The organism is Pseudoxanthomonas putridarboris (assembly GCF_038321125.1).
Lineage (GTDB): Bacteria > Pseudomonadota > Gammaproteobacteria > Xanthomonadales > Xanthomonadaceae > Pseudoxanthomonas_A > Pseudoxanthomonas_A putridarboris.
The window spans coordinates 121,847-147,357 of the sequence record NZ_JBBWWT010000007.1; the positions used below are offsets into that span (position 1 = coordinate 121,847).

Genomic DNA, 25,511 nt, shown 5'->3' on the forward strand with positions numbered 1-25,511 from the left:
TCCGCAGGAGCGACCTCTGGCGCGATGAACTTCCAAGGCAACCACGCATCGCGATGATCGCGGGCATGGCCCGCTCCTGCAGTGGACGGGACTCCAGGGTCACGGACGCGGCGGGGCCGGCTTCGCATCCTTGGGTGCGTGCTTGCGCATCCAGTCGTCGCGTTGCGCGGGCGTCATGGTCTTCCATCGTTCGCGCAGTTCGTCGCGCTGCTCCGGGGTGAGCTGCGTCATCTGTTCGTAGAGGGCGCGGGCCTGCCTGCGCTGCTCGGGGTTCATGCGCTCGAAGCGCTTCATGCCGTGCCGCGCCTGCTTGCGCTGTTCCGGCGTCATCGACTGCCAGCGCTGCGCGCGTTCCAGCATGCGGGCGCGTTCCTCGGGTTCGCGGTTCCAGCGCTCGCGCACGGGCGCGATCAGCGCCTCGCGCTGCTGCGGCGTCAGCTTGTCCCACTCCGGCGGCGTGGCGGCGTCCTGCGCCAGCACGTTGCCGGACAGCAATATCGAGAAGAGAAGAAGCGTCAGTGAGGCGAGGTGTTTCATGGGATGGACTCCATGGCCAGCGGCTGCGCCTCGACGGAGGCCAGCCAGAGATAGAGATCGGGATCTTCGTCCAGCAACGTGGCGGCGTCGAAGTCGTCCTGCTGCGTGCCGGTGGACGAGGCGATGGCGGGCGCGGCGGGTTGTTCGCCGGCCGGGGGGAGGGCAGGGTCCGCAGGCATCAGCTGCAGGCCGATGCCGACCGCCAGCACGGCGGTGAACGTCGTCGCGGCGAACCAGCGCCAGTGTCCGGCGCGCGCGGGTGCGTCGGTGGCCTGCGCGGCATGGCGCGCGGCGCGCAGGCGCGACAGCGTCTGCGGCGAAACCTGCGACAGCGCCGTCGCATGCAGTCGCCGTGCCTGTGCGTCGAGGCGGGCGTGGGTGTCTTCGACCGGAGTCATCGGAATTCCTCGAGTTGCTTCTGCAGGGCTTCGCGGGCGCGCGAAAGGTGGGTCTTCACCGAGCCTTCCGAGCAGCCCATGGCGCGCGCGGTATCGGCCACGTCCAGTTCCTCCAGCACGCGCAGGGTGAACGCTTCGCGCTGGCGTGCGGGCAGTCCGCGCAACGCCTGCACCAATCGTGCGTAGGTTTCGCGCTGGTCGTGCGATTGCGAGGGGCCGGCGGCGTGGTCGGGCGTCCAGTCCACCACGCTTTCCTCGCCGCGATCGCCGGTGGGCAGCAGCCAGCGCAGGCGGAAGCCGGCGCGGCGCTGCAGGTCCACGATGCGGCGGCGCAGGATGCTCCAGAACAGCGGGGTCCATTCCGCCGCCGGGCGCTCGCGGTAGGCCAGCATCTTCATCATCGCGTCCTGCACCGCGTCGAGCGCGTCGTCGCGATGGCGCAGGCCGGCCTCGGCGAAACGGAACGCGCGCGGGCCGATCTCCGCCAGGAACACGTCCAGCGTCGCCGCCGCGCGCGGCGGTGGCGACGTGGTTTCCAGCGACAGGTCGGGCGCGGTACTCACCAACATAGCTTAGCCGCGGCCCGGTGACGGCGGCCCCAACGACGGGCGCCGCGGCCGGCGGTTAGTGCGCTGGCTGCAATCGTCGGTGTCCACGGCGCCCGATGGCGGCATGGCCAAACCCGTTGGATGCATGCGTTCCATGGCGGAGGTCCTTGGAGGGAGTTGCAGGGAGGGAAACGCCCGCGTCGGCCTTCGGTTGACATGCCGGGGCGTGGCACCCAATGGATTCAGGTGCGGTTATGATGCGGGGAACCGCCGCGTGCCCTTCCGGTGCCGGGGCCGACAAACTGGACAGGATGGGGGAGCGGATGAGCGACGGGTTCGTGGCGCTGTACATCTTCATGCTGGCGGCCATCGCCGGCCACGTCATCATTTCCCGGGTGCCGGTCATCCTGCACACCCCGCTGATGTCCGGTTCCAACTTCATCCACGGCATCGTGCTGATCGGCGCGATGGTGGTGCTGGGCCACGCCGACACCACGCTGGAGAAGGTGGTCGGCTTCGTCGCGGTGCTGCTGGGCGCGGGCAACGCCGCCGGCGGCTACGTGGTCACCGAGCGCATGCTGGAGATGTTCAAGAGCAGCAAGAAGCCGGGGCGGAGCGCGCAATGATCGAGGGTCGTTCCGTTCCGCGGCCCGCGTCGCGGCCGACGAGTGCCAGGGATGTATTCCAGATCGTCAGTTACCTGCAGTATCCCTTCATGCTGGTGGCGCTGGGCTACGCGCTCAAGCCCTACCTGACGGGTTTCGTCGGAATGCTGGACGCCTGGAACTACGCGCTGCTCTACATGGGGGTCGGGGTCGGGCTGTCCTCGCTGCAGGACCCGACCAAGACCCAGAACGACATCTCGCGGAAGGTCTGGCAAAGCCCGCTCAAGGGCGCCGTGATGCTCTGGGTCCTCGCCATCCTCGCCTTCGGCATGATCCTTGTCGGCCTGCTGGGCAGCTACTTGTCGCGCACGAGCGCCATCAACCAGTTGTCGATGGGCCTTTTCGCCGTGGGCCTGGGCATGTTCGGGCTGCTCAAGACCGCGATCGAGATGTTCGAACACCATCGACTGGACAAGAACCCGCCGGATGCAGGGCATCCGGCGCAGGAGACGGATGCATGAGCCTGTTGGCGCTGGTCAAGTTGAGCTATCTCGTCGCGGCGACCCTGTTCCTGCTGGGCCTGCAGCGCATGGCCTCGCCGACCACGGCGCGCAGCGGCATCCGCTGGGCCGGCCTGGGCATGGTGATCGCCACGGTGGCGACGTTCTTCCTGCCCGACCTGCACAACATCCCGCTGATCCTGGCGGCCATCGTGATCGGCACGGCGGCGGCGTGGATCTCCGGCAAGAAGGTGGCCATCACCGACATGCCGCAGATGGTCGCGCTGTACAACGGCATGGGCGGCGGTTCGGCGGCGGCGATCGGCGCGGTGGAACTGCTGAAGTTCTCCGGTGCCGGCACGGCACCCTCGATGGTGACGCTGGTGCTGGCGGTGATCGGTTCGCTGATCGGCGCGGTGTCGCTGTCGGGTTCGGTGATCGCCTGGGCCAAGCTGGACGGGCGCATGGACAAGCGCTACGCGTTCCCGGGCATGCAGGTGTTCAACGCACTGGTGGCGTTGGGCGCGGTGGCGCTGGGCGGCGTGGTGATCTGGTCGCTGGGGGTGCCGTGGATCATCGCGTTCTTCGTCGCCGCGCTGGCGCTGGGCGTGCTGATGACGCTGCCCATCGGCGGCGCCGACATGCCGGTGGTCATTTCCCTCTACAACGCGCTGACCGGGCTGGCGGTGGCGTTCGAGGGCTACGTGCTGGGCAACGAGGCGCTGATCATCGCCGGCATGATGGTGGGCGCGGCGGGCATCCTGCTGACGCGGTTGATGGCCAAGGCGATGAACCGGCCGATCAGCGGCGTGCTGTTCTCCAACTTCGGCGGCGGTGGGCAGGCGCAGGAGATCACCGGCGCGCAGAAGCCCATCGAGGCCGGCGACGTCGCCGCGATGATGGCCTACGCCGAGCGCGTGGTGATCGTGCCGGGCTACGGCATGGCGGTGGCGCAGGCGCAGCACAAGATCTGGGAACTGACCCAGCGGCTGATCGAGCGCGGGGTGAAGGTGAAGTTCGCCATCCACCCGGTGGCCGGGCGCATGCCGGGCCACATGAACGTGCTGCTGGCCGAGGCCGGCGTGCCCTACGACCTGATCGCCGACATGGACGACATCAACCCCGAGTTCGCCAACACCGACGTGTCGCTGGTGATCGGCGCCAACGACGTGGTCAACCCGGTGGCGAAGACCGACCCCGCATCGCCGATCTACGGCATGCCGATCCTCGATGTGGTCAACAGCAAGAACACCATCGTCATCAAGCGCGGCAAGGGCACCGGCTTCGCCGGCATCGAGAACGCGCTGTTCTACGCCGACAACACGCGCATGCTGTACGGCGACGGCGCCGAGATGGCGAGCGCGCTGGTGAGCGAGCTCAAGGCCCTCGACGGCGGGCATTAGCGGGGAAGTCGGCCGCTGCGCGGCCTGCAAAGAGGGAGGTCGGGCGGCTTCGCCGCCTGCGAGTCAGGAGCAACGGCGCTTTTCCTTGCGTCTTAAAGCCTGTTCACGATCTCGATAAGCGCGGCCGGTATTCGAGGAAAAAGACCCGTCATTCCGGCGAAAGCCGGAACCCAGTGTCTTTGGCTCTTCGGAATGCTCGTGTCGACTCAATGAAAGTCGCTGGGTTCCGGCTTTCGCCGGAATGACGAACTCCTTTTTCGAGATCGTGAACAGGTTCTTACAGGCGGCGAAGCCGCCGACTTGCAGGGCGCGTAGCGCACGACTTCCCGCTCGCTTTCAGGCCGCCACCGCCTGCCCATCGTGCTGCATGCTGCGGCGCACTTCGGAGGTGGTCTGGCCGAAGGTGTTCTTGAACGCGCGGCAGAACGCGCTCTGGCTCTCGAAGCCCAGCATCTCGGTGATCTCGCAGATGGGCAGGCCGGTGCCGCTGACCATCTCCCAGGCCTGTTGCTCGCGCAGGCGCGCGGCGTACTCCGAAGGCGTCTGGTCGAACACGCCGCGGAAGATGCGGATCAGATGGCAGGGCGAATAGTTCGCCGCCTTCGCCAGGCATTCCAGGTCCAGCCGTACGTCGGGATTGCATTCGATGGCGTGCCGCACGCGCAGCAGGCGCAGCAGCGTCTGCTGGCGCCGGGCCAGTGTCCGTCCGTTGCAGCGCGGCAGCCGTGCCTGCAGTTCGTGCTGGCGATCCGCCAGGGCGGACCAGAGCGCCGGGAACAGGGTGGCGGGATCGCCCGCGGGCCGGTTCGATCCGGCATGGTCCCCGCGCGCCAGCCGCGCGAACAGGCCGACGACCTCGCGTCCCGCGCTGCCCCGCCACGGCAGCAGCAGGGGCAGGTCCTTCTCGTGCGCCAGCGCGCTGCCGTCCCAGAGTGCGGCCGGACCCGCGAGCGCCAGCCAGGCCTGCGGGCCGAGCGCGCGGCAGCGCAATGCGCCATCGCGCCACAGTTGCATGTGGCGGGCAGGCAGGGTCCATTCGCTGCCCGTCGCCGTCAATCCGATCCGCCCATGCAATGGCCACCACAGCGACACCCAGCCCGCGGGTGCGTCGACCTGGATGCCGCGGCCGCGCGCATGCAGCAGATGGAGGCTGTCCGGCGACAGCCGGATCAGGTTGAGGCTGTCGCCGAAACGGAGGCTGTGATGGAGTATCCGCATCTGAGTGGCCCTCTGTCCGCATGCGTGCCATGCGTTGCCTTGAGGCCACTTTAGTCAGCGCATGGCGCGGCTTTGAGAACCAATTCCGCCATGGCGGCAAGGGCCAATCGAGCGTGCGCGCGTCGGTGGCCGGCGGCACCGGCAAGCCGGCAGGGGCCGGAAAAGAAAGCCCGGCATTGCCGGGCATGTCCACGGGCGATTACGCGGACGTTCCTCTGTGGGGGAACTGGCGTTCAGTCTGGCCGGAGAGAGAGTGCGGCGTAGTGGACGTGCGCAGGTTCCCACCCATGGCCTCGGCGCGCGGTGCCCGGGGAGCCACTTCGGTGCGCCGCGGCTGCGGCTTGGTTGTGCATCGGCAGCGCCTTGGGCGACGACGCCGTGCGTGCAAAGCCCGGCATGCATGGGACCCAGCGTTCAAGGGCCAAAGCGATGCGCTGTGAGGGTGCCAATCCATGCCCCGGACGCCAGCGTTCGTGCCAGATTCGACCATGGCCGCCTGTCGAGGGTGCGTGGATGAAGCATGAAGTGAACAATCATTTCGAGCCGTTGCCCATTGGCATGGAAGACAGAGCGCGGGCCGACGCGGACCGGCTCCTGGCGCAGGCTTTCCGATTGGTGGAAGAAGAACGGCCCGACGAGGCGGTGCCGCTGTTCGAACGGCTGCATGCCATGCAGCCGTTCGAAGTGGCGCATGCGATCAATCTGGGCAATGCCCGGCTGGCATGTGCGGATACGGCAGGCGCCATCAGTGCTTTCGACGAGGCGGAAAGACTGGGCGCGGATGGCATCGCCTGCTGGCTGGGGCATGGTTTGGCGCTGCTGGCCTCGCGGCGTTTCCGTGAAGCGGGCCAACGCCTGGGCCGCGCGTATCGCGCGCAACCGCGGGCGCCGGACGTGGCGCTCGGGTGGGCCCAGTACCTGGTGGAGATGGAATGCTTCGACGAGGCGCGCCGTTGCATGTCGGGCGTGGACACCGATGCCCTTTCGTCCACGCAACGGCGGGGCGCTGCCTGGGTGCTGGCGCAGTGCGGCCTGGAAGAAGACGCATCGCGGCTGTTCCGCGCCTGTCTCGAGGAATCGCCGGGGGACGACTTGCTTCGCCTGCAGTACGTGCTCCTGCTCGAGCGGCTCAATCGCCTGGACGAGGCAGGCGAACAACTGCGGGCCGTACGGGATGCCCAGGCCGACGCGCCGATGCGTGCGCTGGCGATGTCGCGCCTGCTGCGCCGCAATGGTCAGGCCCGGGCGGCATTGGACAGCGTGCGCGGTGCGCTTTCTCTCCAGAGTGGGGACGAGATGTCGGCACAGCTTCATTTCGAGGCAGCCAGGTTGCACGACCAGCTTGGCGATCCCGATGCGGCGATGTCGGCACTGGCGCACGCGCACGGAAACGCGCGCCGGGCATTCGCCTGCCGCCATCCCGGCACGGACAGGACGATGCGGCTGGGCTGGCTGGATCAGCGCCTGCATGCGCCGGCACCGGATCGCTGGCGACGTCCCTTGCCCGATGGCGGCCCGCGGGATCCCGTGTTCCTGGTCGGCTTTCCGCGTTCCGGCACCACGTTGCTGCAGCACATCCTGGCGATGCATCCAGATATCCGCGTGGCCGAGGAGAAGCCGGTGCTCGAGGACGTCATCGCTTCGCTTCAATCCGCAGGCCAGGGATCCCTGCCGTTGCTGGCGCGGTTGGACGCGATCGCGCCGGAGCGGCTGGCGGCACTGCGCGCCATGTATTGGCATGGCATGGCCGACCACACGCGCGACGACGGCCGGAGATTGCTGGACAAGTATCCGCTGTCGCTCACCCGTATCCCGTACATCGCCCGCCTGTTCCCCGCATCGCACACGCTGTGCCTGCTGCGGCATCCCTGCGATGTCGTCCTCAGTTGCTACATGCAGGCTTTCGGGCTGAACGGAGGTGCGCTGGCGTTCGCCTCGCTGGCATCCACGGCCCAGGCCTATGCGCAGGTGATGTCCTACTGGGAAGAGCAGAAGCAACGGGTAGGCTGCGCCATCCATGCGCTCCGCTACGAGGACCTGGTGGCGGATTTCGAGGGGACCATGCAGGGCGTCGTCCGTTTCCTGGGATTCCCCTGGTGCGACGGGTTCCGGGATTTCCACCAGCGGGCGCGGCGGCAGGCCGAGCGCATCCGCACACCCAGCTATGCGCAGGTGATCCGTCCGGTCGACGCCGCCGCCGTCCACCGTTGGCGGGGATATCGCCGGTACTTCGAAGGAGATGTGCTGGAACTGCTTTCGCCGTGGGCGGAACGCTACGGCTATTCGCTGGAATGAGTCCGCGGGAAGCGCAGGTAGGTGGACAGGATGTACTTGTCCCGGGACGGCGAGGGGCAGCCGCGATGCTGGTACATCCAGTAGGGCGGGAACATCAACAGCCTTCCCCTGCGCGGCGTCACCTTCAGGTCCAGCAGCGGGAAGTCCGTGGTGCCGCCGTCATCGACGTCGTTGAGGTACCACAGGAACACCAGATAGCGGTCGCACACGTCGCCGATCGAGTCGAAATGGAGCTGGAACCCTTCCGCACGTTCGGCCGCATAGCGTTTCATCACCAGCGGCGCCAGCAGGGGGCTGTCCGGTACGTCGATCGGCAACGCGATGTCGCGGTTGTAGCGGGCCAGCGCGTCGCGGATCCGCTGCCTGAAGAACCGCACGAACCCCGCATCCGCATGGCGGCCGACGTCCAGTTCGGTCCAGGCGCTTTGCTCGAGACCCGCGCGCACGCCACGGCCATTGCGCCGCTGCAGCCGTTCCAGCGCATGGAACGACTGGATCATCCGCGCACAGACGGCGGGCGGCAGGTCCGCATCGTAGATGCGGACGAAATGGCGAAGGTCCGCTCCCCCGAAGGCGGCCGCACCCGGAAGTGCGGCCGCCTCGTCCACGGGCAGCGACTCAGAACCTCGCTGTCCAGCGCATCCAGTAGAAGCGTCCGATGGCATCGTAGGTCCGCAGGTCGGTGGAAGCGTTGAAGCCGGAATAGATCAGCGGCGGCTGGCGGTCCGTCAGGTTGCGGACGCCGATCTGGATCTCGCTGTTCGCAAGCTGGGGCAAGCGGTAGCCCACCTGCAGGTCCGTCTGGGTGTACGAGGGCACGCGCCGCTTGGCGATGTAACCGGGTTCGGTGACGTCGGCCACGTCGGGCGCCTCGTAGACATGGTGCACGTAGCGCGTGCTCAGGCTCGCGCTCCAGTTGCCCAGGTCCCAGCGGATGTCGTTGAGCGCGCGCCAGCGGGCCAGGTTGCCGAAGCCGGAACTGGCGCTGTCGACGAACGTGCCGGCCAGGCCCTTGCTTTCCGGAATGCCCGGGAACGCACCCACGTCGCTGGTCGGATCGCCGGCAAGCAGGCGGACTTCGTATTCGGCCAGGTAGCTCGTGTCCAGGCTCCAGGAGAACCGCCCCCATGAGGTCTGCCCGAGCATGTAGCGGAAGCCGATGTCGACGCCGCTGGTCTTCAGCGAGCCGAAGTTGCCGACCACGTTGGTCATCTGCGTCACGTCGCCCGAGGCGTCGCGGATGAAGCTGTCGCAGTAGCGCCCGAACTGGTAGCACTGGTTCAGGATGACCGTCTCGGGCAGCGTGGTGATGAAGTCGTCCAGCTCGACGCGCCAGAAATCCACGGTGGTGCTGAAGCCCTGCGCCCACTCCGGGCTGTAGACGAAGCCGAAGGTCAGCACGTCGCCTTCTTCCGGTTGCAGGTCGGGGTTGGAGACCTGGAACGAAGTGACCTGGCTGTTGCTTTGCTGGAAGGAACCATCGACGGGCACGTTGGCGCAGGCGCGGGGATCGGCGACCGGCTGGCCCGTGTAGCCGTTGCAGGGATCCACATAGGAGTTGGCGCTGGGTACCGTCGCCCCGAACAGGTTGCCGATGGTGGGCGCGCGGAACACCTGCGCGTAGGTGGCCCGCACCAACAGGTCGCCGATGGGTTTCCATTCCACGCCGATCTTCGAGTTGGTGGTGTTGCCGAAGTTGGAGTAGTCCGAATAGCGCGTGCCCAGCGAGATGCTCAGCTTCTCGGCGAACGGCGCATCCGACAGCAGGGGGAACAGGGCCTCGGCATAGAGTTCCTTCACGTCGAACGAACCGGCGATATTGCCGAACGTGCAGGCTTCCTGGGTGATCAGGCAGACCGTCTCGCCCGGCGGGATGATGGTGAGGAAGTCGACGTCGGAACTCGCCGATTCCTCGCGGTACTCCACGCCCAGGGCCAGCGAGGCCATGCCGGCCGGGAGTTCGAAGATGTCGCCGGTGGCGTTGGCGCTGAAGACCTTCAGGTCGTTGTGGTTGGTATTGACGATGGTCGGGTTGATGGTGGACAGCGCCGCGAGCTGCGCCTGGCCTTCGGGGGTGTTCGGGTCCGGCGGTGGGCCGAGGAAGTTCACCGGCAGGCAGCCGGCGATCACGCTGGCGGGATCGCCGGGCGTGCGCACGCAGATCGGATCGCCGGACACGGGATCGATCATGGAGGGACCCAGGGCGTCGCGCAACGCCGGGCTGTACAGGTACCCGCGCACCACCTGCGTCTGCGGGGTGCGGCCATAGGAGTACGACGCATCCCATGACCAGCTGCTGTCGCCGAACATGCCGCGCAGTCCGGCGACGATCTGGTAGGTCTGCGTTTCGAACGACGTGCTGCGCGTCGGGATGAAGTCGCGCAGGCGCAGGCGCGCATCGCTGATGTCCGCGCCGAACGGGTTGTACATGCTGTCCGCGCTGATGGGCACGTCGTCGACGTCGGGCCGGCCGTCGAACGGCAGCGGCGCGATCTTGAACGAGGAATTGGTGCGGTTCCACGAGCCCAGCAGGAAGGCTTCCGTGCGCTCGGTCAGCTGGTAGCTGCCGCTCAGGAACAGGTTGGTGCGTTCCTGCGGGGTCAGGTTGAGGTTGCCGTCGGCCTGGAAGTTGTACACGTCGTTGAGGTTGTCGAAACAGCGGAAGTCGCTGCCCGAAGCGCCGGGCGTGCCATCGATGCGGGTCAGGGCGACATTGGCCTGGTTGCCGCAGTTGGGGTCCTGCAGGTTGACGCCGGCGGCCGCGGCGTTGGCGCGCGGCACCACGTAACGGCCGGTGAGGATGCGGCTGGTGCCGCCGATGCCATGCTCGCCGGCATACAGCTGGTAGGGCTGGCTGGAATAGGCGCGATCCTTGGCCAGTACCGGGTCCTCCTTGTCGTAGCCGGCGCCGATGATCACGCTGCCGCGGTCGCTGCTGGCGCCGAACATGGCGTCGTAGCGCTCGGTATCGGCGTCGCCGCGCGAGGAGACGCCGTAGAAGGCGCTCGCCTCGACGCCCTCGAAGTTGCGGCGCAGGATGAAGTTGACCACGCCGCCGATGGCGTCGGAGCCGTAGATGGCGGACGCACCGTCCTTCAGTATTTCGACGCGCTCGATCATCGCCATGGGAATGGTGTTGACGTCCACCGCGCCCTGCGCGTTGATCACGGACGAGATCCAGCGCTTGCCGTCGACCAGTACCAGCGAGCGCGTCTGCCCCAGGCCGCGCAGGTCCACCGTGGCCGCGCCCGCGCCGCCGCCGTTGTTGACCTGCGGGTTCATGCCGGCGCCGGAGATGGACGGCGTGCGTTGCAGGAACTCGCCCACCGTCGCCGCGCCGGAATCGCTGATCGCCTGGCGATCGATGACGAAGACCGGGCTCGACGTTTCCAGATCGCTGCGCTTGATGCGCGAACCCGTGACCTGGATGCGATCGAGCGTGGTGGTGGAAGCCGATTCCGACTCCTGGGCGAGGGCGTGGCCTGCCGGCGAGCCCGAGGCGATCGCACTCAGTATCGCCAGGCACAAGGGATGATGGGTGGCAAGTTTCATGTGGTCTCCGGTTCGTGAGGCCTGCCGCCGATGAGGCAGGGGGTGATTGCAAGAATCACGAATCCTTAACCAGTGCCCGTGCGCATCCATCGCGCTTACGTTGTGCACGGATCAACCATAACCGTCGCGTGCGACATCCTTCACGCAAAGCGCTGGCGGCAAGCAGGAAATGCGCAAGCCGTGCACGTGCCGCGACCGGCGGGCACCCTAGCGTGAGGGCCGGAAGAGTGGGGAGCGTTCCGAATGCAGGACAAGGGCTGCAATCGTCGTGGCAGCGGCCGTGCTCCGGTACCGCGCGCCTTCGCTTGCCCGGGGCGCGCAACGCGCGGGCATGACGGGTGATGCCCGCGCCCGGCCATTCACTTGCCGCTGTGCGTGCCGGCCAACGCCCGCCGCGCGGCCAGGGCGCAGGGCACGCCCACCAGCCAGGCATGCGCCGCCACGTGCGCGAGATCGAGCCATCGCCAAGCCGGAAGCGGACCGCTGTGCGCGGCCGACAGGGGCACCACGACATAGGTCATCGCCGCGTACAGCACAACGCCGTAGAGCGCGCCATGGCGCCACGGATGCCGCACCAGCGCGGGCCGGCGTTTCGCGATGAGGTAATACGTCCACGCCATCGCAAGCGCGATGGCGTAGTGCGATATCCCGCCGAGCCAGGCCGAGGCGGCGCCACCGGCCATGGCGCGGGAAGGGCCCAGCCAGCCGGAGGCGATCGAGTGCAGGATGCGCACCGGCTCCACGCCCCGCAGGCCCCAGAACGCGAAGGCGTAGACCAGGTCCAGCGTACCCGCCATCAGCCCGCCCAGCACCACGGCGCGCGGCAGGATGGCGGCGGTCAGCGGGCGCGATGGGATCGGGGTGTTCATGGCGACTGGGGCGTGGCGCGGCATGCCTGCGGGAGCGCCATTGAAGCGAGGGCGGCCCCGGGCGGACAGGTCCAGTTCCGGCCCCGGCGGCGAGGGCCAACCGGCGCGCGGATCAATGCCGCAGCATGCGGTGGGTGGCCCATGCGCAGGGCAGGCCGATCAGCAGCATGTAGGCCAGCACGCACGCCATGATCCAGTCCAGCCGTGCCGGTGCCGCGCCGTCCACGGCGAAGAGAGGAACCGCGAGATGGAACACCACGACGTACATCGACGCGCCATAGAGCAGGCCGCCGCGCACCGGGTTCCGCCGAAGCACGGGGAGACGGCGCGCGGCCATCGCGTGGAGCCGCGCCAATCCCCAGATCAGGGCGAGGTAGACGAGCACGCCCATCGCCGCGGTCCGGGCACCGCCGGCAAAGGCCTCGGCCCCCACCGCCCAGGCGGCGATCGATTGCGGGATCCGCAGCGGCGCGACGCCTTCGCCGGCCCAGAACAGCATCGCGAAGCCCAGGTCCAGCGCGGTCGCCGCCAGCGCGGCGAGCAAGAACCAGGGTGCGACGACGGCGGAAGGGCCTTGTCGCCAGGTCAGGGGGAGGGAACGCACGACCAGTCTCCAATACGGGCAGGAAGATTGGCTCTATCAACGCGCGGAAAAGTGGCACTATCAAGGTCCAATTCCCTGGGCTGGAATGGGGCCAATTCAAGTGAGGCGTTGCGGATGCACCTGAACATGGATGGCCATGGGCCGCTGCATGCCCAGCTCACGCGGGCACTGAAGGCGGCGTTGTTCGCCGGCACCGTGGGCGACGGCGGTCGCCTGCCCGCCACCCGGCAATTGGCGCGGGAGCTGGGACTGTCGCGCAATACCGTGCTGGCCGCGTACGAGCAGTTGCGCGCGGAGGGCTTCGTGGCCGCGCGGGTGGGATCGGGCAGTTTCGTCACGCCGCCGGTCCGGCCCGACGCGCCGGCGCCGACGGTGCGGATCGAGCGCCCCGCGCAGTCGGCCTTCGCCCGCCGCGGCCGCCGCTACCACGATCACGCCAACATGGCGGGACGGCCCACGCCCGGGATGCGCTATGCGTTTTCCTACGGCGTGCCATACACCAATCCCGCGCTCACCAATGCCTGGGCACGCGAACTGAGCCGCGCCGCCGCCTACACGCCGCCGAACTACCCGATGACCCAGGGCCTGCCCGCGCTGCGGCAGGCGGTCTGCGACTATCTGGCGCGACGGCGCGGCGTGCAGGTCGTCCCGGAGGACGTGCTGATCGTCGCCGGCACGCAACAGGCGATGGCGTTGACGGCGCGCGTGCTGCTGGACGTGGGCGACGGTGCCGTGGTGGAGGAGCCGCACTACAGCGCCATGCGCGAGGTGCTGCAGATCCACGGCGCGCGGGTGGACGCGGTGGACGTGGACGCGCAGGGGTTGCGCCTGGACCGGCTGCCGGATCCGCCGCCGCGCTTGATCTACGTCACGCCCTCGCACCAGTTTCCTTCGGGCGTGGTGATGTCGCTGGAGCGCCGGCTGGCACTGCTGGATTACGCACGCCGCCATGGCTGCTGGATCTTCGAGGACGACTACGACGGCGAATTCCGCTACGACGCGCAGCCCCTGGCGGCCCTGCGCTCGCTGGACCGCGATGGCCACGTCGTCTACGTGGGTACCTTCTCCAAGGTGCTGTTCCCCTCGCTGCGGCTGGGTTACCTGGTGATGCCGCCAGGCCTGCGCGAGGACTACGTGACGGCGAAATGGCAGGACGACTTCGGTTCGCCGGGTATCGAACAGGCGGCGCTGGCCAACTTCATCGCCGACGGCGGGTTCGAGCGCCACCTCCGCCGCACGTCGCGCGCGCTGGAGGAACGCCGCGCCGCGCTGATGGCGTCGCTGTGGCGCGAACTGGGCGACGAACTGGAACTGGCCGATTCGCGCGCGGGCATGCACCTGGTGGCCTGGCTGCGTCGCTTCGATGCGGTGCAGGGCGAGCAGCTGATCCAGCGCTCGCGCGAATGCGGCGTGGACATCTATCCCATCACACCGTACTACTCGCGCCCGCCGCACCGCACCGGGTTGCTGATGGGGTTCGCCAGCATGTCGGTGATGGAGATCGAACACGCCGTGCAGCGGCTGGCCGAATGCGTGCACGCGGTGGCGCGCGGCTGAAGCCGGCCGACGATGCCGGCGGACATGGAGATGCCGGCGTCAATTCGACTGGAAGGGACCGAAGGTGGCGGCAACCCGGTCTTCTTCGTTCGAATTGTCGATGACCACGACATGGTAACTGCGCCCTCCCTTGGCGACTCTTACCACGATATGGCCGGACTGGCTCAGCAACCGCTTGGCGAGCCGGTTGTTGACGATTCGGTTGGCGGGCGCCAATCCGGTCGCAAGCACGTCGCGAGGACCGTCGTATAGACGAGTGTTGTATATCCTCTCGAGCGTGGTGATGCTTGGGTGCGACACGTGCCAGCTCTGGATGACCCACAGCCTCGGCTTCAACGCGAGAACGGACCCCACCGAGGTGGCATCGAACAATCCGTGATGCGGAGCCACCGCCACCTCTACCGGTCCGGTCGCCTGGGCTGCCGGGGTCTCCATGTCGCGCCACGGCATGGTGCCGTCGAAGGTATTGCTGCTGAGATCCCCCGCGGTGTAGTAGTCGAAGTTCCCGAAGCGTATGTGGATCGCGGCGGACAGCATGTTCTCGTCGGGGATGTCCTGCGCAGACAACGTCTCGATCGGCGGCAGCAGCGACCGGACTTCGTTTCCGTGTCCTGTCCAAACGTTTCCGCCTACCGCGATGGTGCGTATGGAGAAATCGTCATGCTCATCCGGTCGATGCATCAGACGGATCTGATCCGTCCGGCCCGCCTGGAGCCGTTCCACCCGCTTGCCCCGGATTTCCCTCTGCCGGATGAAGCGGATGTAGTTGTCCGCGAAGTCGGCGCTCTGCGGCACGGGAAAATCGTAACGGGGGAATCCCCTGTCCAGCACGTTGTCGATGGGAACGATCTCGGCGACGTCGCTGACGCCAGTGAGCCGATACGAACCATCGGGAGAATGCGGCGAATCCTCGACGACGGCGCCGATATGGTCCGGATGAAGATGGCTGGCGACGAAGTAGTCGAGCCGGGAATTACCGGTCGCGGCCAACTGGCGCAACACGTATCGTCCGATCCATTGGCCGGGGCGCCGGCTGTCGTCCGGCACCGCGGGCGACTGGTATTCCCGATCCCCGGATGCTGCGCCGGCATCGACAAGCAGGCTGGTCCCGTCCGGAGCGATCATCAGAGTGGCATCGCCCCGCCCGGTGGCGATGTGGTGGATATCCATCGTGCCTGGCCGCCAAGGCGCCAGGGCCGCGCCCACCCGATCCTTCGATCCCGCGTGGGCGGAAAAGGCGGCAAGCAATCCCAAGAGTCCGATGCTCCAGCAGGGGATCGTCCTCATCGGGCATCGCCTCCCCCGAAGTTCAGCATGAAAGTCACGCCGTATGTACGGGGTTCGCCAAGATATTCCGCCAGCACGACCTGTGTCGACGGGGTGAGCACGTATTCGGTATCGGTGATGTTCTTGATCCAGCCGATCAGGCGCCAGCGGCCGCCCGCGGATTCATAGCCGAGCTGGGCATTGCCCAGTCCATAACCCTTGATGAAAAGATTCGGATCCATGGTCGCGCCGGTGTAGTAATCGCCCGTATAGGCATAGCTGGCCGCGCCGACCACCTGTGCGCCATTGGCCAGCGGAATCCTGAAGTCCGTCGCCAGTGCCCATTTGTCCTTCGGCGATGAGCCCAAGGGGTGGCCGGTATTGTCGGCACCGCCGGGGATGACGAAATGGTCGTAGCGCGTGTCCAGCCAGCCGTAGCTGGCCATGAAGCCGAAGTTCCTGACGGGACGGTACTCCAGCTCCAGCTCGGCTCCCTTGATCGTGGCTTCGCCGGCATTCTCGATGTTCAGGATGCGGGTTATTCCGTCGAAGTACAGTTCCTGCTTGTCCTTGTACTTCATCTGGAATGCAGTGACGTTGATTCGCAGCCGGTCGTCCAGCCATTGCGATTTCGTTCCCAGTTCGACGTTCGTCACCGTTTCCGGATCGAAGGGCCGGGCCAATGCGGCGGCACTGGAAGCCTCCGTATTGAATCCGCCCGACGTGTAGCCCTGCGTGGCGCTCGCGTACCACATCATCCGGTCGGACGGTTTCCAGGAGAGCACGGCTCGCGAAGTCAGCTCGTTCCAGCTCGCCTTCAGGTCGTCCATCGAAAAGCTGTTGACCGGATTCAGAAAGTCGGTCCGGGTGAGCGAGGCTGCCTTCTTGTCGTAGGTATAGCGCGTCCCAAGGGTCAGGCTCCATTGATCCGAGAATCGGATGTTGCCATCGACAAAACCGGCATAGCTTCTGGTCTTTACCTCCTGGTCGGCCAGAACATGATTGGCCAGGACGCCGGTAACGGCGGCATAGTCGCGATTGAACAAGGTCCTGCTGGCATCCTCGTCCAGCAGGTAGAGGCCGGCGACGAAATCGCCGCGCTCCCATATCGGGCTCGCATAGCGGAACTCCTGGGAAAGCGCGTCCACGTCGTCGTTGTCCTGGGTGGTGGCCTGGCGGGCGGTTCCGCTCAGGAACCGATAGTTGGCGCCTACCCCGGAATAGCGCTCGCCGGATTCGGTGTGCCGATAGCCGGTGATGGAAGCGAATTTCCCCGCGGAAGAATCCCAATAGATGCGGGAAGATGCTCCCCACTGGTCGCGCTCGAAGCCTTGCGGCACACCGACTTCGGATGTCCTGCGGTCGCCATCGGATCCCAACGTCTTCGACGAGAGCGTTCGTCCGCCGTTCTTGTCGGAACTCCAGTCGGCGCCGAACAGGACTTCCACGTAGTCGGAAGCCTGGAACCTGGCCTGTCCGCGCAGGTTCCTGCTGTCCAGGTCATCCTGCTCGTTCCCGGTCAATCGGTCGCGGCCATAGCCGTCGTGCGCCTTGAACGAACCCGACAACCTGAAGGCGGCATTGTCCCCGGGAGAGACATCCACCAGTGCGTCGACCTGATGAAGGTCGTAGTTCCCGAACCCGGCCTGCACGGACCCGGACGACTGCCCGTATGCCGGCTTGCCGCTGTCGATGACGATGGTGCCGCCGGTCGCGTTCCGCCCGAACAGGGTGCCTTGCGGTCCCTTGAGCACCTGGATGGATTCCAGGCGATACAGATCGAAAGTGGCCGCACTGTTGCGGGGAACGAAGACGTCGTCCACCACGATGGCAACGGGCTTGTTGACGCCGATCTGGGTGAAGGTGTTGGTCGCGCCGCGCACGGCAATGGTGGGACTGGACTGGCTGAACGAAGAAACGAGCAATCCCGGGGTCAGGCGGGACACGTCGCGCAGGCTCTGGAGCTGCATCTGGTCGATCTGTTTGGCGGAGTATCCGGTCAGGGCGATCGGCACCTCCTGGGCGGGCTGGACGCGCTTCTGCGCCGTGACGACGATGGTATCCAGCAGTGCCTCCGAATCCGGCGCGCTGGAACGATCGTCTTTCCTGCGTCGGAGGACGATGACCTCGCCATCATCGGAGGCGATCTCCAGGCCGGACCCTTCAAGCATCTTCAACAAGGCTTGCCGCGCATCCATGACGCCTTCCACGGCCCGGGTCATGGTCCCGCCGTCGGCATCGTCGGGAGCGATGATCTGGACGCCCGCCTGCTGCGCATACTCATGGAGGGCCGAGGAGAGCGGCTGCGCGGGAAGTGTGAAGGATTTCTGCCCCGCCAAGGCGGGCGGGACGGCGAGAAACATCAAGGCGATGGCGCTCGCCAGAGAGGTCTTGATCTGCATGCTGGCTCCGTACTCCCTGTCGACATGACGGGCAATACCTAGGTAGATGCAGAAGCGGGAGGCAGGGACCAGTCGAATGGGGGCGGCTAGCGCTCGGGCGTCGAATCTATCCAGATGCCCTCGGCATCCGTGCCGCTGGCGCCGCCCAGGCTCAGCGCGGCGGCGCGGGCGAAGCCTTCCGGATCGGTGGTCGAGAACAGCCCCGATATCCGCTGTTCCTTGAGCGATTCGCTGCGGATCCTGATCGGAACCGCGTTGTAGCGGCCTATCTCGGCAACGGCCTGATCCAGCCTCATGCGGCTCAGGCTTATCTTTCCCCGCATCCATGCCAGTGCGGCGTCCTGGTCCCGGCCGGATATCGGCTGGATCGCCGCCACGGCTTTCCTCGAAACCTCGACTTTGTGGCCTGCTTCCAGCCGCCTGACCTGCTTGTCGCCGCTGCGGACGACCTCGACCGTCCCTTCGCGGACGATCACCGAGACGGGCGACCCTTCCAGCCGCTTGACCACGAAGCTGGTTCCGATGGCGACCACTTCGACATCGCCGGCATCGACGATGAAGGGCCTGCTCGCGTCCTTGGCGACGTCGAACAAGGCTTCGCCCTTGATGAGCACCACCCGCCGATGATGCTTGTCGAAGACCGGCTTGACCGTGGATGCGGTATTCAGGGTCACGACAGAACGGTCGCTCAGCGTCGTGCGATGCGAAGCGCCCACGTTCGTGGAAATCCGACCGGCCAGGTTCTGATAGACCACTCCCACGACCAGGCAAGACGCGAGTGCGGCGGCCATGGCTCCCCGGCGCCGCCATGTCGCCGGCCGGCGGGAGGCGGTACCGTCTTCCTGGCCGATGATCGCGCGGCGCCCCGGGCGACGGGCCGCCGCCCGGTCCACCTGGATATTGACGGCCCTGGCTTTGGCGAATGCGCCGGCACGCCTCGAATCGCCATCCAGCCATGCCTGCAACCGCGCCGAATCATCGGCGGACAGCGGCCCGCGATCCATCAGCGCCACCCAACGGGCGGCTTCAGCGTCAATCTCGGTGCTGGTCTCGCGCTGCGTCATCGACCTCTTCGGCCTGTCCTACGCGTTCGGGATATCGGGAGGCGTCCTCCGCATTATCAATGCGCTTGCTCAGATCCATCAACAGATGGATTCCCTTCGCGACATGCTTCTTGACGGTATTCTCCGAGATGCCCAGGCGAAAGGCGGCTTCCCGCTGGCTGAGTCCTTCGAACTTGCAGAGATAGAATGCTTCGCGGCATCGGGCCGGGAACCGGGATATCGCCTTCACGAGACGGTTAAGTTCCTGGCGATCGCTATTGATGTCCTCGGGTGTCGGCCCGTCGTCCTCGACGATGAGGTACTCGAGTTCGCTGACCCTCTCGAACGAAACCACCTGTGCCTTGCGGACTTGTTGCAGCAGGATGGATTTCGCTGTCTGGAACATATAGCTGCGCGGATCGCGTATGTGTTCGACGCTGCCCAGCGAAGCCAATATCGCATAGGTTTCCTGCACCACATCATCGATATCGTGGGGCGACAGCGAGGTGCGGCGCTGGAGCCAGACACGCAATCCGCGCTCATGGGGCAACACGGCGCGGGAAAGCCAGAGCGCGCGCCTATCCGACAGAATATCCATCGCCCATCGTCATAGCGGATCCGTACGACACGTTGTTGACCCTCGGTCGCCAGCGCAGGCCAATCTCCATTGCATGGCCATGGCAGTCATGCGGCGATGCGATAAAGCGAAACGCCCTGAAACCGGGTTGTCACGACACTCCCCTTCATGGATGCGCTGCATCGACTGCGCGGTCCGGCGCTCAGAACCGGACCTTGGCGGTGATGCCATAGGCGCGCGGCTGGCCGGCGATGAAGGTCGGCGTGCCGAACTGGCGGCCGGTGTTGCCGGCGTCGATCAGGTATTCCTCGTCGGTCAGGTTGGTGCCCCACAGGCCGATGTCCCAGCGCCCGTTGTCCAGCGTCATGCCCATGCGCAGGCTCAGCAGGCCATAGGCGCCCTGTTCCAGGCCGGGCGTGTTCTCGTCTTCGAAATACACCCTCGATTTCCACGTGTACGACGGGCGCAGGTAGAAGCTGTTGCTGCCCATCGGCACGCGCCAGTCCAGGCCGAGGGCGGCCGAGTGGTCCGGCGTCAGGCGGAAACGGTGGCCGGCGTACAGCTGCGGGTTGCCGTCGTCGTCGCGGTCGTCGAAGCGCGCGTGCGTCCAGGCGTAGTTGGCGAACAGCACCAGGCCATCGGCCAGTTCGCCGGTGATCGACGCCTCGATGCCCTTGGCGGTGGCGTTGCCGCCATTGGTGGGGATCAGGAACGGCGTGCCGCCGGTGGGGTTGGGGATCTGGGTCTGGAAGTCGCTGTAGTCGTACCAGTAGGCGGACATGTCGTAGGCCAGGCGGCCGCCGGCGGTGCCGCCCTTCAGGCCGATCTCGTAGCTGTTGACGATTTCCGCCGGCAGCACTTCGCTGCCCTGGGGCGTGACATCGATGACGTTCGGACGGCGACCGCGGGAGGCGGTGGCGTAGCCGCTCAGGGTGGGGCTGAACTCGTAGCGTGCGGCGATGCGGCCGACGACCGCGTCGAAGTTCTCGGTCCGCTGCAGGCGCCCGTCGGTGGCGCTGTTGATGATGTTGTTGCCCGCCAGCGGCGCCGGCGCACCGGCGCCCAGGCCGTTGAACAGCGTGGGCGCGTTGCCGGCGAAGCCCTGGTAGCCGGCGGTCTGCTCTTCCCAGGTGGCGCGCAGGCCGGCGCTGAGTTCCAGCGCCGGGGTGACCCGCCAGGTGCCGTCGACGAACACGTCCCAGGCCTTGGTGGTGCCGTAGTTGGCGAACGCCTCGCGATGGTCGGAATTGAGCAGCGTGTGCAGCCCGCCCGGCAGCGCGTACGAGGTGAACGGATCGCCATTGGCGTCGAACAGCGGAATGGCCGGGAACGGGATGCCGCCCAGCAGCGCGCCGATCTGGTCGCGGAAGGTCGCGTCCTGCGACAGCAGGGCCAGCAGGCTGCGTTCGTCGGTGCTGAACGGCACGTACTGGGAGCCGTCCTCGTGGAAGTAGCTGGCGCCGAAGAAGCCGGCGAAATTGTCGCCGTTGTCGAAGCTGAAGCGGAACTCCTGGCTCCACTGGTCGCCCTGGGCGATCTCGGCGAACTCCATCGCCTTCAGCCGCGACCCGTCGGCATCGAATTCCTCGTGCGAATCGAAGCTGCGCCAGCCGCTGATGCTGTCCAGGGTCCAGTTGCCGCCCAGCCAGAACGAGCCCAGCGCGGTCAGGCCGCGCACCTTGCGGTCCAGGCCCAGCTCGTCGCCGCGGTTGAGCTCGGCGTCCGCGTAGGGGCTGGTGCTGCCCTGGCGGTTGGGGATGGTGCCGCTGATGAAGGCGGTGCCCGGCGGCGAGTCCTTCTGGTAGTTGGCGATCAGGTCGATGCGGCTGGCCTCGCCGACCAGCATGCCCAGGCTGGCGCGCACGGCCGTGGTGTCCTTGCCGTTGAGCGTGCCGCCGGCGGCGTTGTCGATGCTGCCGTCGCGCTCCTCGTGGAAGACCGCCACGCGCGCGAACAGCGCTTCCGGCGCGATGCTGGCGTTGACGTAGCCGCTGGCCAGGCGCTGGCTGTCGCTGCCCACGCCGATTTCCAGCTGCCCGGAATTCTCGTCGCGGGCCTTGTTCTGGATCAGGTGCACGGCGCCGACCTGCGCCGCGCGCCCGAACAGGGTGCCCTGCGGGCCGCGCAGCACTTCCACGCGTTCCATGTCGAACAGTTCCACCGAGGCGCCGCGCGAGCGGCTGATGGACACGCCGTCCTGGAACATCGAGATGCGCGGCTGCACGTTGGCCTCGCCGCTGTCGGACGTGATGCCGCGGATCACGTAGCCCGGGTTGTTGGGGCTCTGTTCCTGCACCTGCAGGCCGGGCACGAAGCCGGCCAGTCCGCCCAGCGTGGTGATGCCCTGGCGGTCGAGGAAATCGCCGGAATACGCCGTGATGGCGATGGGAACCTCCGACACCTGCTGCTCGCGCTTCTGCGCGGTCACGACGATCGTGTCCAACTGCGTGGCGCCGGCGGGCGAAGCGTTGTCGGTGTCCGGGGCGTCGGCCTGCTGTGCGGAAACGGCGAAGGGAAGGCCGGCCATGGCCAGGCAGAGCGCCAGGCAGAGGGGGCGGCGCGCGAATGCGGGGGCACAGGCTGAGGGCTGGGTCATGGAGGTCGCAGGTCGAGGATTGGGAGAAGGAGGTCGTGATGGCGGTACGGGACCGGCAAGGTCCAGGCGCATCGCCACACAGGCTGCCTTGTCCATGTTGCTTTCCCATGACGGCCGCCATTGCCACACCACCGCAATCTGCGCCCGTCATCCTGCCCGGCTTCGCAGGGCGGCCGGACGAAGGCCGTCGTCGCGGCCCGCCGCCGCATCGCATGGAGACCTACGTTGACCCGGACATCCCCCGCTCCGCTCCAATCCTCGCGCCGCCGCTTCCTCAAGCTGGTCGTCGCGGCCGCGGCCAGCACGCCCTTCGCCAGCCGCTGGTTCCCGCTGCATGCCGAAGAGACCGCGCCGGCCGTGTCGCGTGCGTTGTTTCCGCAGTCCGTCGCTTCCGGCGACCCCCGCCCCGATCGGGTGCTGTTGTGGACGCGTGCGCCCGCGCAGGATGGCGATGTCGCCGTGCGGCTGCAGGTGGCCGACGATGCCGGGTTCGCCCACCTGCGCGTGGAGCGCGAAATGACCGCGCCGGCGCGGCACGACCACTGCCTGCGCGTGCGGGTGGAAGGCCTGCAACCCGGCCAGCGCTACCACTATCGCTTCCTGCGCCGCGACGGCGCGGAATGGGTGGCTTCGCCGACCGGGACCACGCGCACCGCACCGTCGCCGGATGCGCCGACACCCGCGCTGCGCTTCGCCTTCATGAGCTGCCAGGACTACGGCGGGCGCTGGTACAACAGCCTGCTGCCGTTGCTGCAGCAGGAACTGGATTTCGTGCTGCACCTGGGCGACTTCATCTACGAGTCGGTCGGCGACGCCAGCTTCCAGAGCGTCGGTGGCGAACGCAGCATCGCGTTTGCCGACACCGCGGGCGCGTTGCGCGTGGGCAAGCGCGGCAACGACTACCTCGCCGCCGCCAGCCTGGACAACTACCGCCAGCTGCATCGCCAGTACCGCACCGACCCCGTGCTGCAGGCGCTGCTGGAACGCGCGCCGCTGGTGGCGATCTGGGACGATCATGAGTTCAGCGACGACTGCTGGCAGGACAGCGCCACCTATCTCAACGGCCGTGGCGCCGAGAACGACCGCCAGCGCCGCCGCAATGCCGAGCGCGCGTATTTCGAATACATGCCGGTGGACGTGGAGGTCGGCCCGACCGGGGAGGACGGTGCGCTGGACGTGGACGAAGCGCGACTGCATCCGCAGACCACCCTCTGGCGCGGCCTGGATTTCGGCCGCGACTGCCGGCTCATCCTGCTGGACTACCGCAGCCATCGGCCGGACCACCCGATTCCCGAGGATGCGTTCCCCGGCGCGCTGGCCTACGACGAGGCCGCGCTGCGCCGGCTGCTGCCCGCGATCGGGCTGGAATGGGCCTCGCTTTCGCCTTCATTGATGCCCTACCTGGACCTGGCCGACGAACAATGGAAACCGCTGCGCAAGCCGCTGCAGCGGGCGCTCGCGCGCGCCTACGCGGGGGAGGGCATCGACAAGCGCGCGGCGGTGCGGAAGGGCCAGGAACTGAGTTCGTCGCCGATGGCGGTCTACGTGGCCCGCGACGTGCTGCGCCGTTACAACGACGCGGTACCCGGCTTCATGCAGGTGGAATTGCCGCCGCAGGAACATGCCGGCTACGCACGCGGGTTGCCGTGGCTGGCGTTGGGCAAGAGCGGGTTGTTCAGCCACCTCGGCAGCCGCTACATGGTGGTGAAGGACAGTTACGACCTGCTGTTGGCACTCCGCCAGGCCGAGGGCGCGTTGCCGCTGGCCCTGGGCGAACCGCAGCAGGCCTGGCTGGCGCAGCAGTTGGCGCAGAGCGGCGCGCGCTGGAAGTTCGTCGCCAGCTCGGTGTCGATGACGCCGATGGTGCTGGACCTGTCCAATCCCGCCCTGGAGGCCCCGGAGCCGCTGCGTCGGCGGTTCTACCTCAACGTGGACCAGTGGGACGGATTCGCGACGCAGCGCGACGCACTGGTGCGGTCGATGGATGAGGCGGGGGGCGCCATCGTGCTGTCGGGCGACATCCATGCCAGCTTCGCCACCCAGCATTCGGCGCGCACGCTGGAATTCACCGCGCCGGCGGTGTCGTCGCAGACGCTGACCGACATCATGGCGGGCGCGGTGAAGGACGACCCGGCCACGGCCGAGGCGGGCGCCCGCCTGGTGGCGGGGCTGGACCGGATCCTGGCCGGGGGAGAGCCGCGCATCCGGCATGCGCAGACCACGCGGCATGGCGTCGGCATCATCGCGCTGGACCCGTCAGGCACGTGCGAGATGCAATTCCTGCTGCTTCCGGCCCAGGCGTGCCGGCAGGCCCTCTACGACGATCCCGGCCGTGTCGAGGCGCAGCTGGAGCGCCTCTCGTTCAAGGTGGAAGCATCGGCGTCGGGCGAACGGACAGCACGGCAGGTTTCGTAGGCCCATCGGCCTGGCCGGCGTTCAGCGCGCCAGCCAGGCCGCCAGCAGCGGCGCCAGCGCCAGCGCGATCCAGTCCAGCGTGCCGTTGGCCAGCGTGGTGAGCGTCCAGGCATGGTGCGCGCCCAGCCGCAGCGCGGAATCCCACGGCCCCAGCCCCAACGAGAAACCCAGTTGCGTGGCCACGATGCCCCACAACGCCAGTGCGCAGACCGCCAGGGTGGCGAGCAGGGCCAGAACGCTGCGTCCCGTGCCGCGCGCCATGCCGCCCAGGCGCAGCATCAGCACCACGTCCACGGCGGCCAGCAACGCCATCCAGCCGACCTGTTTCTGCAGATAAAGCGCCAGCATCACCCAGATCAGCACGAAACTCAGGCCGCCCAGCAACAGGAACACGGGAGAAAGCCAGCGGGGCGGACGACGCAGGGCAGGGGACATGGGGACTCCGGCAGGGCCGCCAAGGATAAGGCCTGCACGCGTCGGATTGGGGCGCGGGGGCTACAATGGGCCTTCTTGCGACGCCCTCCGGGCGCCCCCATCTGGTCCCCATGTATTCCCGTAGCAGCGAACCCGTCCAATTCGAGCGAGACTGCGCCGCCGTGCTGGTGCCGCAGGGCGAACTCGTCACCCTGCCCGCCGGCAGCCATGGCTACATCACCCAGGCATTGGGGGGCAGCTATACCGTGTTCGTCGAAGGCAACCTGTTCCGCATCGCGGGCAAGGACGGCGACGCCATCGGCAAGGAACCCACCGAGCCGCTGACATTGCCCGACGATGCCAGCGACGAGGAAGTCGAGGCGCTGGTATGGAACCAGCTGCGCACTTGTTTCGACCCCGAGATCCCGTTCAACATCGTCGACCTGGGTCTGGTGTACGAAGCCAACCTCAGCAAGCGCGACGACGGACAGCGCGAGGTGGAGGTCAAGATGACGCTGACCGCGCCGGGCTGCGGCATGGGCGAGATCCTGGTGGACGACGTGCGCAGCAAGCTGGAGATGATCCCCACCATCGCCGATGCGGATGTCGAACTGGTGTTCGACCCGCCGTGGGGCCGCCACATGATGTCCGAGGCCGCCAAGCTGGAAACCGGCATGCTCTGAGTCCGCGCGACTCGCCACTCATTTGCGTA

The 25,511-nt window shown here is 67.3% G+C and carries 21 protein-coding genes; 7 read left to right on the forward strand and 14 right to left on the reverse strand.

Annotated elements, in window-relative coordinates:
* Positions 1-99 precede the first annotated feature (99 nt).
* From AAD027_RS14815 to AAD027_RS14825, 3 genes are read right to left on the reverse strand one after another with little or no spacing between them, the layout of a single operon-like run.
* On the reverse strand, positions 100-537 hold the full coding sequence (locus AAD027_RS14815; protein WP_341726799.1) for a DUF3106 domain-containing protein: 438 nt from the start codon (positions 535-537) through the stop codon (positions 100-102).
* Positions 534-935, reverse strand: a complete 402-nt coding sequence (locus AAD027_RS14820) for a hypothetical protein (protein ID WP_341726800.1) — start codon at positions 933-935, stop codon at positions 534-536. Before AAD027_RS14820 ends, AAD027_RS14815 begins: the two co-directional genes overlap by 4 nt.
* Positions 932-1,504 carry an RNA polymerase sigma factor gene (locus AAD027_RS14825; protein ID WP_341726801.1) on the reverse strand — a complete coding sequence of 191 codons (573 nt, stop codon included), beginning with the start codon at positions 1,502-1,504 and terminating at the stop codon, positions 932-934. Before AAD027_RS14825 ends, AAD027_RS14820 begins: the two co-directional genes overlap by 4 nt.
* A 302-nt stretch (positions 1,505-1,806) precedes the next feature.
* Here AAD027_RS14825 and AAD027_RS14830 point away from each other — a divergent pair, with 302 nt between their 5' ends.
* From AAD027_RS14830 to AAD027_RS14840, 3 genes are all read left to right on the forward strand, one after another.
* The gene (locus AAD027_RS14830) at positions 1,807-2,109 is read left to right on the forward strand and encodes an NAD(P) transhydrogenase subunit alpha part 2 (RefSeq protein WP_341726802.1); all 303 of its coding nucleotides are present in this window, start codon (positions 1,807-1,809) and stop codon (positions 2,107-2,109) included.
* An 89-nt stretch (positions 2,110-2,198) separates the two neighbouring features.
* On the forward strand, positions 2,199-2,609 hold the full coding sequence (locus tag AAD027_RS14835; protein ID WP_341726803.1) for a hypothetical protein: 411 nt from the start codon (positions 2,199-2,201) through the stop codon (positions 2,607-2,609).
* The gene (locus AAD027_RS14840; protein ID WP_341726804.1) at positions 2,606-3,991 is read left to right on the forward strand and encodes an NAD(P)(+) transhydrogenase (Re/Si-specific) subunit beta; all 1,386 of its coding nucleotides are present in this window, start codon (positions 2,606-2,608) and stop codon (positions 3,989-3,991) included. Before AAD027_RS14835 ends, AAD027_RS14840 begins: the two co-directional genes overlap by 4 nt.
* A gap of 336 nt (positions 3,992-4,327) precedes the next feature.
* On the opposite strand, the gene AAD027_RS14845 is transcribed toward AAD027_RS14840, so the two are convergent.
* Positions 4,328-5,209, reverse strand: coding sequence for a helix-turn-helix domain-containing protein (locus AAD027_RS14845; protein WP_341726805.1), 882 nt, complete (start codon positions 5,207-5,209; stop codon positions 4,328-4,330).
* Between the two features lie 513 nt (positions 5,210-5,722).
* Here AAD027_RS14845 and AAD027_RS14850 point away from each other — a divergent pair.
* Entirely contained in the window at positions 5,723-7,504 is a 1,782-nt protein-coding gene (locus tag AAD027_RS14850) for a tetratricopeptide repeat-containing sulfotransferase family protein (RefSeq protein ID WP_341726806.1), read from the forward strand.
* On the opposite strand, the gene AAD027_RS14855 is transcribed toward AAD027_RS14850, so the two are convergent.
* The 4 genes from AAD027_RS14855 to AAD027_RS14870 form a co-directional block, all read right to left on the reverse strand.
* Positions 7,489-8,004, reverse strand: a complete 516-nt coding sequence (locus tag AAD027_RS14855) for a 2OG-Fe(II) oxygenase (protein WP_341726807.1) — start codon at positions 8,002-8,004, stop codon at positions 7,489-7,491. The two genes, AAD027_RS14850 and AAD027_RS14855, sit on opposite strands and share 16 nt — an antisense overlap.
* A 118-nt stretch (positions 8,005-8,122) precedes the next feature.
* Positions 8,123-11,056, reverse strand: coding sequence for a TonB-dependent receptor plug domain-containing protein (locus AAD027_RS14860; RefSeq protein ID WP_341726808.1), 2,934 nt, complete (start codon positions 11,054-11,056; stop codon positions 8,123-8,125).
* Positions 11,057-11,415: 359 nt separating this feature from the next.
* Positions 11,416-11,925 (reverse strand): hypothetical protein, encoded by a 510-nt coding sequence (locus AAD027_RS14865; protein WP_341726809.1) that lies wholly within the window; start codon positions 11,923-11,925, stop codon positions 11,416-11,418.
* Between the two features lie 112 nt (positions 11,926-12,037).
* Positions 12,038-12,529: a hypothetical protein gene (locus AAD027_RS14870; protein WP_341726810.1), complete on the reverse strand. Its 492-nt coding sequence runs from the start codon at positions 12,527-12,529 to the stop codon at positions 12,038-12,040.
* Between the two features lie 114 nt (positions 12,530-12,643).
* On the opposite strand from AAD027_RS14870, the gene pdxR reads away from it, so the two are divergent.
* Positions 12,644-14,086 carry a MocR-like pyridoxine biosynthesis transcription factor PdxR gene (pdxR, locus tag AAD027_RS14875; RefSeq protein WP_341726811.1) on the forward strand — a complete coding sequence of 481 codons (1,443 nt, stop codon included), beginning with the start codon at positions 12,644-12,646 and terminating at the stop codon, positions 14,084-14,086.
* A 39-nt stretch (positions 14,087-14,125) separates the two neighbouring features.
* Here the strand turns inward: pdxR and AAD027_RS14880 are convergent, their stop codons facing one another.
* The 5 genes from AAD027_RS14880 to AAD027_RS14900 form a co-directional block, all read right to left on the reverse strand.
* On the reverse strand, positions 14,126-15,373 hold the full coding sequence (locus tag AAD027_RS14880; protein ID WP_341726812.1) for a ComEC/Rec2 family competence protein: 1,248 nt from the start codon (positions 15,371-15,373) through the stop codon (positions 14,126-14,128).
* Positions 15,370-17,754, reverse strand: coding sequence for a TonB-dependent receptor (locus tag AAD027_RS14885; protein ID WP_341726813.1), 2,385 nt, complete (start codon positions 17,752-17,754; stop codon positions 15,370-15,372). The genes AAD027_RS14880 and AAD027_RS14885 overlap by 4 nt, the downstream gene beginning before the upstream one ends.
* Positions 17,755-17,840: 86 nt before the next feature.
* Positions 17,841-18,818 carry a FecR family protein gene (locus tag AAD027_RS14890; protein WP_341726814.1) on the reverse strand — a complete coding sequence of 326 codons (978 nt, stop codon included), beginning with the start codon at positions 18,816-18,818 and terminating at the stop codon, positions 17,841-17,843.
* Positions 18,787-19,395, reverse strand: coding sequence for an RNA polymerase sigma factor (locus AAD027_RS14895; RefSeq protein ID WP_341726815.1), 609 nt, complete (start codon positions 19,393-19,395; stop codon positions 18,787-18,789). Before AAD027_RS14895 ends, AAD027_RS14890 begins: the two co-directional genes overlap by 32 nt.
* A 181-nt stretch (positions 19,396-19,576) precedes the next feature.
* Positions 19,577-21,970, reverse strand: a complete 2,394-nt coding sequence (locus AAD027_RS14900) for a TonB-dependent receptor (RefSeq protein ID WP_341726816.1) — start codon at positions 21,968-21,970, stop codon at positions 19,577-19,579.
* Positions 21,971-22,195: 225 nt separating this feature from the next.
* Between AAD027_RS14900 and AAD027_RS14905 the strand changes: the two genes are divergently transcribed.
* Positions 22,196-24,385 carry an alkaline phosphatase D family protein gene (locus AAD027_RS14905; protein WP_341726817.1) on the forward strand — a complete coding sequence of 730 codons (2,190 nt, stop codon included), beginning with the start codon at positions 22,196-22,198 and terminating at the stop codon, positions 24,383-24,385.
* Positions 24,386-24,406: 21 nt separating this feature from the next.
* Here the strand turns inward: AAD027_RS14905 and AAD027_RS14910 are convergent, their stop codons facing one another.
* A complete protein-coding gene (locus AAD027_RS14910; RefSeq protein ID WP_341726818.1) occupies positions 24,407-24,820 on the reverse strand; it encodes a hypothetical protein in 414 nt (137 codons plus the stop codon).
* Between the two features lie 110 nt (positions 24,821-24,930).
* Between AAD027_RS14910 and sufT the strand changes: the two genes are divergently transcribed.
* On the forward strand, positions 24,931-25,482 hold the full coding sequence (gene sufT, locus AAD027_RS14915) for a putative Fe-S cluster assembly protein SufT (RefSeq protein WP_341726819.1): 552 nt from the start codon (positions 24,931-24,933) through the stop codon (positions 25,480-25,482).
* Positions 25,483-25,511 lie beyond the last annotated feature (29 nt).

Coding starts and splice junctions, on each gene's coding strand:
- AAD027_RS14855 (WP_341726807.1), bottom strand. CDS start 8,004: ATGATCCAGTCGTTCCATGCGCTGGAACGGCTGCAGCGGCGCAATGGC.
- AAD027_RS14895 (WP_341726815.1), bottom strand. CDS start 19,395: ATGGATATTCTGTCGGATAGGCGCGCGCTCTGGCTTTCCCGCGCCGTG.
- AAD027_RS14840 (WP_341726804.1), top strand. CDS start 2,606: ATGAGCCTGTTGGCGCTGGTCAAGTTGAGCTATCTCGTCGCGGCGACC.
- AAD027_RS14850 (WP_341726806.1), top strand. CDS start 5,723: ATGAAGCATGAAGTGAACAATCATTTCGAGCCGTTGCCCATTGGCATG.
- AAD027_RS14900 (WP_341726816.1), bottom strand. CDS start 21,970: ATGACCCAGCCCTCAGCCTGTGCCCCCGCATTCGCGCGCCGCCCCCTC.
- AAD027_RS14825 (WP_341726801.1), bottom strand. CDS start 1,504: ATGTTGGTGAGTACCGCGCCCGACCTGTCGCTGGAAACCACGTCGCCA.
- AAD027_RS14835 (WP_341726803.1), top strand. CDS start 2,199: ATGCTGGTGGCGCTGGGCTACGCGCTCAAGCCCTACCTGACGGGTTTC.
- pdxR (WP_341726811.1), top strand. CDS start 12,644: ATGCACCTGAACATGGATGGCCATGGGCCGCTGCATGCCCAGCTCACG.
- AAD027_RS14845 (WP_341726805.1), bottom strand. CDS start 5,209: ATGCGGATACTCCATCACAGCCTCCGTTTCGGCGACAGCCTCAACCTG.
- AAD027_RS14815 (WP_341726799.1), bottom strand. CDS start 537: ATGAAACACCTCGCCTCACTGACGCTTCTTCTCTTCTCGATATTGCTG.
- AAD027_RS14865 (WP_341726809.1), bottom strand. CDS start 11,925: ATGAACACCCCGATCCCATCGCGCCCGCTGACCGCCGCCATCCTGCCG.
- AAD027_RS14885 (WP_341726813.1), bottom strand. CDS start 17,754: ATGCAGATCAAGACCTCTCTGGCGAGCGCCATCGCCTTGATGTTTCTC.
- AAD027_RS14880 (WP_341726812.1), bottom strand. CDS start 15,373: ATGAGGACGATCCCCTGCTGGAGCATCGGACTCTTGGGATTGCTTGCC.
- sufT (WP_341726819.1), top strand. CDS start 24,931: ATGTATTCCCGTAGCAGCGAACCCGTCCAATTCGAGCGAGACTGCGCC.
- AAD027_RS14830 (WP_341726802.1), top strand. CDS start 1,807: ATGAGCGACGGGTTCGTGGCGCTGTACATCTTCATGCTGGCGGCCATC.
- AAD027_RS14890 (WP_341726814.1), bottom strand. CDS start 18,818: ATGACGCAGCGCGAGACCAGCACCGAGATTGACGCTGAAGCCGCCCGT.
- AAD027_RS14820 (WP_341726800.1), bottom strand. CDS start 935: ATGACTCCGGTCGAAGACACCCACGCCCGCCTCGACGCACAGGCACGG.
- AAD027_RS14860 (WP_341726808.1), bottom strand. CDS start 11,056: ATGAAACTTGCCACCCATCATCCCTTGTGCCTGGCGATACTGAGTGCG.
- AAD027_RS14910 (WP_341726818.1), bottom strand. CDS start 24,820: ATGTCCCCTGCCCTGCGTCGTCCGCCCCGCTGGCTTTCTCCCGTGTTC.